This is a genomic window from Bacteroidota bacterium (genome assembly GCA_037133915.1).
Lineage (GTDB): Bacteria > Bacteroidota > Bacteroidia > Bacteroidales > CAIWKO01 > JBAXND01.
Map to the genome: position 1 here is coordinate 1 of JBAXND010000090.1, position 6,965 is coordinate 6,965.

The window sequence follows — 6,965 nt, forward strand, 5'->3', positions numbered from 1 at the left end:
TAATTATAAATAGCACAAGCCCTGTATCGGTGACGGCAGGTGTTTCCTCTACATCGTTATGTGCAGGAAATTCTTTATCCCTTACGGGAACTGCCACCAATGCTACAAGCTGGAGCTGGTCAGGCCCGGACGGATTTAATTCTACAATTCAAAGTCCGGTGATATCAAATGTTACCACAGCAATGGCCGGTGTTTATACATTAAGTGCGATTAATGGTTGCGGCACTACTGCAGCAAACAGCTCAGCGGTAATTATAAATACGACCAGCCCTGTATCGGTAACAGCAGGTGTTTCCTCAACATCGTTATGTGCAGGGAATTCATTAACCCTTACGGGAACCGCTACCAATGCCACAAGCTGGAGCTGGTCAGGCCCGGACGGATTTAATTCTACAATTCAAAGTCCGGTGATATCAAATGTTACCACAGCAATGGCGGGTGTCTACACCCTGAGCGCGATTAATGGTTGCGGAACAACGGCAGCGACAAGCTCAGCGGTAATTATAAATAGCACAAGCCCTGTATCGGTGACGGCAGGTGTTTCCTCTACATCATTATGTGCGGGAAATTCATTGTCACTCACGGGTACTGCCACCAATGCCACAAGCTGGAGCTGGTCAGGCCCGGACGGATTTAATTCTACAATTCAAAGTCCGGTGATATCAAGTGTTACCACAGCAATGGCGGGCGTCTATACATTAAGTGCGATTAATGGTTGCGGTACCACTGCAGCAAACAGCTCAGCGGTAATTATAAATAGCACAAGCCCTGTATCGGTAACGGCAGGTGTTTCCTCAACATCGTTATGTGCAGGAAATTCATTAACCCTCACGGGAACAGCCACCAATGCCACAAGCTGGAGCTGGTCAGGCCCGGACGGATTTAATTCTACAATTCAAAGTCCGGTGATATCAAGTGTTACCACAGCAATGGCCGGTGTTTATACATTAAGCGCGATTAATGGTTGCGGCACAAATACAGCTAATTCATCAAGTATTACGGTAACAATTGTGGTCGCAGATGCGGGACCGGATGTGTTGTTTGGTGGTACTCCGGTGCAGATCGGCAGTGTTCAATCATCTGGCGATTCATATAGTTGGTCTCCCGGCGCAGGTTTGAGTGATGCCACTATTTCAAGACCTCTAGCAACCGTTTCCTCCACAACGACCTATACGCTGACCCTAAGTGCTGGTTCTTGCAACGCAACTGATGCTGTTGTTGTGAACTTTGGCAACGTTTATACAATAAGTGGATCTGTTAATTATCAAAATAGAACAGCTCCTTATTCATTATACAATGCGTCTTATGAAACAAAGATATACTTATACAATTTCGGCGGAACTCTTCCTATTGATTCAACCTTACTTAAACCGGATGGGACATATGTAACAAGCTATGTGCCTGCGGGTGATTACAGTCTTTGTGCTAAAACAAAGAGAGGATGGAATGGTGTTAATGCAACCGATGCGCTAGTAATACAGAAGTACATGGTGGGCGCATTATCATTGTCTTGGATTTACAAGCAAGCGGCCTATACGCGTAATTACGGAACCGGTCCCAACAGTACTGATGCGTTGATTATTAATAAACGATGGACAAAGAAAATAAATTCATTTCAAAATGGTGATTGGGTGTTTTCAGCGATGGATCCAGGTTTGGATTCAGCATGGTTAAACAATTGTTCGCTGAACAATGTATTACAGAGAAATTTAAATTTCAAGCGAACAATTACAAATTCGAATATCACGGTTAATATTGGTGCTTTGTGTGTTGGCGATGTTAATGGATCGCGTTATGCAGCGCAGCTTAAAACTTCAATTCAACCAACTGTCAGGGGAGAAGTACAATTGGGCTCAGGAAGCATTATTGAAATCCCGGTTTATTTGAATACAAGTGCAGAGCTGGGTGCCATTAGCCTTATATTTTCTGAACCGCAGCGATATGGAATTATTGAAAGCGTCTCGCTTTCCGGTAGAGAGCTAAATTCTGAGGAAGATGATTTCAGCTACAATATAAGTGAGGGGCAAGTGTATTTTGGTTGGAATAGTCTTACGCCATGGGTTATAAATCCGGAGGAGCCTTTCCTGACACTAAAAGTGCGTACAAATAATAATTTTAGTGATGGCGATGAATTTTTGGCAACTGGAGAAATAAGTGAGATGGAATTTGCAGGAGTGGACGGTGAAGCTCTCAGTGGAATTTCACTTGAAGCTCCGCTTGTTCGGTATGATAATAATTTGGTCGAATTGTCATTAGCGAGGTGTCTTCCTAACCCTGTTACTTCCAATGCAAGCTTTTCATATTTTCTGCCGGGGAAGGGTGCTATTAAACTTGCATTATTTAATATGTTGGGCGAATGTGTGAAAACAATTGTTAATGAAGTTCAGAATGCGGGAAATCATACAATCACATCCGACCTGAGTGATTTAAGCAATGGTTTATATTCTTACAAGATTTTGTTTGATGATGGAAGTTCAGTGAGAGTTATCAATAGAACACTAATTATCTCAAAATAGATTGTTTTGAAGTTCAATATTGAGTTAAAAAAATGCGCAGTGAAAGTGACATTGGAACCCAGCTCTAGAAAAATAAAAATTGGCGTATGAAAAAAAATATTCTAATCATAACTGTTATTGTGATTATATGTCTAATCGTCCCAATCCGAGCATATAGTCAATCATGTACAATGCGCATCGGCAATGTTACTGCATGCGCCGGCGATTCTGTAATTGTTCCGATATATTTTTCCGGATTCAATCAACCAAATGTAGGAGCCGTTTCAATGATTGTTTATAATTCAGACACTACCGTACTTGGTTATCGAGGCTATAAAGATGTCCACTCATCGTTTCCTAGCTGCATGGTTTCGGCTGATCGTGCTGCCGCTTTTGATACCATTCGTTTCGGACTATATTCGAGTGGTGGATGTAATACTGCAAATGGAACATTGCTCAAATTAATTTTTATTTATAAATCAAGTGGGACAGTCAATCTGTCTTTTGAAACGGATTACTTAAAAAATATTGATATTTCAGATGTATCGTTTAACCCCTATAGCGTTACATGGCAAGATGGCGGGGTTAGTATAGGCAATCAGCCTATTGCTGTATCAGCTACCGCTTCTTCCACCTTGTTATGTATCGGCAATACACTTAATCTTTACGGTAGCTCGGTCAATGCAACATCTTGGAATTGGATTGGCCCTAATGGTTTTTTGTCCAATGCTCAAAACCCTGAAATTACAAATGTTTTAACAACAAATTCCGGCGTCTATACGCTCAGTGCCATTAATGGGTGTGGAACCACAACCACTACTACTTCTTCAATAGTTATTAAAAATACGACACCAACATTAGTTTCAGCATCTTCATCCGCAACAGAATACTGTATAGGAAATTCTGTGGCTCTGACGGGTAATGCAACAGATGTAACCTCATGGGCATGGGTCGGCCCAAATTTCTTTTCTTCATCGGTCCAAAATCCTATTATTTCAAATATTTCGACATCTGGTGCGGGCATCTACACCGTTTATGCTACGAATGTTTGCGGTTATACCACGGCAACAACAAATAGCCTGATTGTATATTCATCAGTGCCAAGCTCGGTAACAGCTGCTGCGTCTGCATCTTCGTTGTGCCTTGGCAATTACTTGACTCTGTCGGGTTCGGCAATTAATGCCACAGGTTGGAGCTGGAGCGGACCGAATAGTTATAGTTCTAATAGTCAAAGTCCTTCAGCATTGAGTATAAACACGACAAATCAATCCGGGATTTATACTTTAAGTGCTACCAATGCTTGCGGTACATCTACTGCTGCAACATCGAATGTGGCAGTTTATTCAACGGTGCCACAATCAGTGAACATAATTGCAACACCCAATGCCGTTTGTATGGGTGGTAATTTAAACCTGAGTGGCACAGCAACCAATGCCGATTCGTGGAGTTGGGCAGGTCCCGGAGGATATACATCTACACAAAATCCTACGGTTTGCAGTATCAGCACATCAAGTCAGGGAGGTATATATACACTTAGCGCGATTAATAGTTGCGGAACGACCACCTCTAATTCATCCATAATTTCTGTGAGCTCGTCACTAGCAGCAAATCCAATTGCATCGGTATCTTCAACATCCTTGTGTGTAGGCGGAACGCTCACTCTTACTGGATCAGCAGCCAATGCCACAAGCTGGAGCTGGACTGGTCCTGATGGATTTAGTTCAACGGATTTAAATCCTGCGACAATTACGAATGTTACAACAGCAAAGGCAGGGATTTATACCTTGACTGCTGTGAATGGCTGTGGTACAATGACATCACAGACACAGGCAGTAGTGGTCAATTCCGGCAGCCCGGTTTCAGTAGCAGCGAGTGTTTCCTCAACAGAATTATGTGCAGGGAATTCTTTAACACTAACCGGAACTGCTACCAATGCTACCAACTGGAGCTGGGCTGGTCCGAACTTATTTACATCAACATTACAGAGCCCTGTGATATCAAGTGTTACCACAGCAATGGAAGGAGTCTACACCTTGAGCGCCATCAACGGTTGCGGCACCACAGCGGCAAACAGCTCAGCGGTAATTATCAGTACAACCAGCCCCGTATCGGTAACAGCAGTCGTTTCCTCTACATCATTATGTGTTGGGAATTCTTTAACCCTCACAGGAACTGCTACCAATGCTACAAGCTGGAGTTGGGCTGGTCCAAATTTATTTACATCAACATTACAAAGTCCTGTGATATCAAGTGTTACCACAGCAATGGAAGGTGTCTATACATTAAGCGCAATTAATAGTTGCGGCACCACTACAGCTCAAACTTCCGCTGTTGTTATCAATAGTGCAAGCCCTGTATCCGTAACTGCAGGTGCTTCCTCAACATTGTTATGTGCGGGAAATTCTTTAACCCTCACGGGAACTGCTACCAATACCACAAGCTGGAGTTGGGATGGCCCCAATTTTTATACATCAACAATCCAGAGCCCGCTGATATCGAGTGTTACCACCGCAATGGCGGGTGTTTACACCTTGAGTGCAATTAATGGTTGCGGGTTCACAACAGCAATAACAACGCCTGTTACAATTTATACGGGAGCTCCGACTTCTGCAAATGCTTCGGAATCATCGACCGCACCGTGTTTAGGAAGCGTTCTCACGTTGACCGGTTCTGCCACCAATGCCACAAGCTGGAGTTGGAGCGGACCGAACACCTATAGTTCGACACAAAATCCGGCCATGGTAAGCATTAGTACTACTTCACAATCGGGAATATACACGCTTAGTGCGATCAATGCATGCGGCACCACTACAGCAGTTACGGGAACAATTTCTGTGAGCAGTTCTCTTGCGCCGTCCGTATCAGCTTCGGCGCTTTCAACGTCATTGTGTGTACTTGGCGATTTGGAATTATTGGGTACTATCACCAATGCCACAACTTGGAGTTGGTCAGGACCGGATGGTTTTAGTTCTACGGCACAAAATCCACTCATTATACAGGTGGGTACTGAAAACGCGGGAGTATATACACTCAGTGCTGTTAATGCATGTGGGACAATGACAGCCCAAACATCAAGTATCATAATCAATACAGATGTGCCGACCGGGGCAACTGCGTCTGCATCGTCCAACTCATTATGTTCAGGAAATAATTTGATATTAACGGGTCAGGCGACCAATGCCACATCCTGGTCGTGGAGTGGACCGAACGGTTTCAGTTCTATCCTACAGACAGCCATTCGAACAAATGTGTCCACATCAGATGCCGGAATTTACACCTTAAGTGCGGTTAATGGCTGCGGAAACGCTTTGGCGATTACTGAAAATGTAATAATTAATACTACCGTGCCGAGTTCGGTTAGTGCAACAACTTCGGGGATTGATTATTGTATCGGAAGCACGCTGATACTAGATGGGCAGGCAGTAAATGCGACAAGTTGGCATTGGAATGGCCCAAATGGTTTTTCATCGACACAGCAAACGCCATCAATTCTTTCGTTATCAACAGCCGATGTGGGAATATATACGCTTACTGCAATTAATGGCTGTGGCTCAGGATTTGCAACGACGGGTTCAATTTTGATTAACACATGGCTGCCGTCGCAACTCATCGCTTCAGCTTCATCTACCGCATTATGTTTGGGAAATACGTTAACCTTGACCGGAACAGCACAACAAGGTACAAGCTGGAGTTGGAGTGGTCCGAATGGTTTTAGTGCAACGGTACAGAATCCGGCAACAATAAATATCACCACCACAGCGCAAGCGGGAATATACACAATGAATGTGACGAATGCCTGCGGTACAACTACTTCAACTACTTCAGGTTTGGCAGTATACTCCAACACTCCGACCTCTGTGACTGCCAGTGCATCACCAACGACATTAAGTTATGGTAGTTTACTCACACTCACAGGTTCTGCAACCAATGCTACAAGTTGGAGTTGGAGCGGTCCTAACACGTACAGTTCTAGTGCACAAAATCCAACTTCAATAACTATCACTACAACGGCGCAAGCAGGAATTTATAAAATAAATGCGATGAATGCATGCGGGGCAAGTTCGGCTCTTACCGATACAGTAAAAGTGGCCTATCAGAATCCATCAGGACTCACCGCCACCGCCACACCCAACCCAATCGCTGCCGGAGATAATCTTCAGCTCACTGCGACAATCACTGACCCGGGAGTCTTCACGGGCATTACAGGCGATCCTGGTGCGGATGATGAGCTTCAATGGACCTGGAGTGGTCCTGACGGATTTACTTCAACGCAACAAAATCCTGTTATCACAGCAGTAACCACAGCCGATGCCGGAGTATATACGGTGAAGGTTTGCAATGCCTTTGGATGCACGACCGCTCTAACCGATACAGTAAAAGTAGCCTATCAGAATCCATCAGGACTCACTGCCACCGCCACGCCCAACCCAATCGCTGCCGGAGATAATCTTCAGCTCACTGCGACAATCA

2 protein-coding genes are annotated in these 6,965 nt (G+C 44.3%); both read left to right on the plus strand.

Annotation, left to right across the window (positions count from 1 at the left end; all coding sequences use genetic code 11):
• On the plus strand, positions 1-2,516 hold a 2,516-nt coding region (locus tag WCM76_16450), incomplete at its 5' end, for a T9SS type A sorting domain-containing protein (protein MEI6767222.1).
• Between the two features lie 170 nt (positions 2,517-2,686).
• On the plus strand, positions 2,687-6,965 hold a 4,279-nt coding region (locus WCM76_16455; GenBank protein ID MEI6767223.1), incomplete at its 3' end, for a hypothetical protein.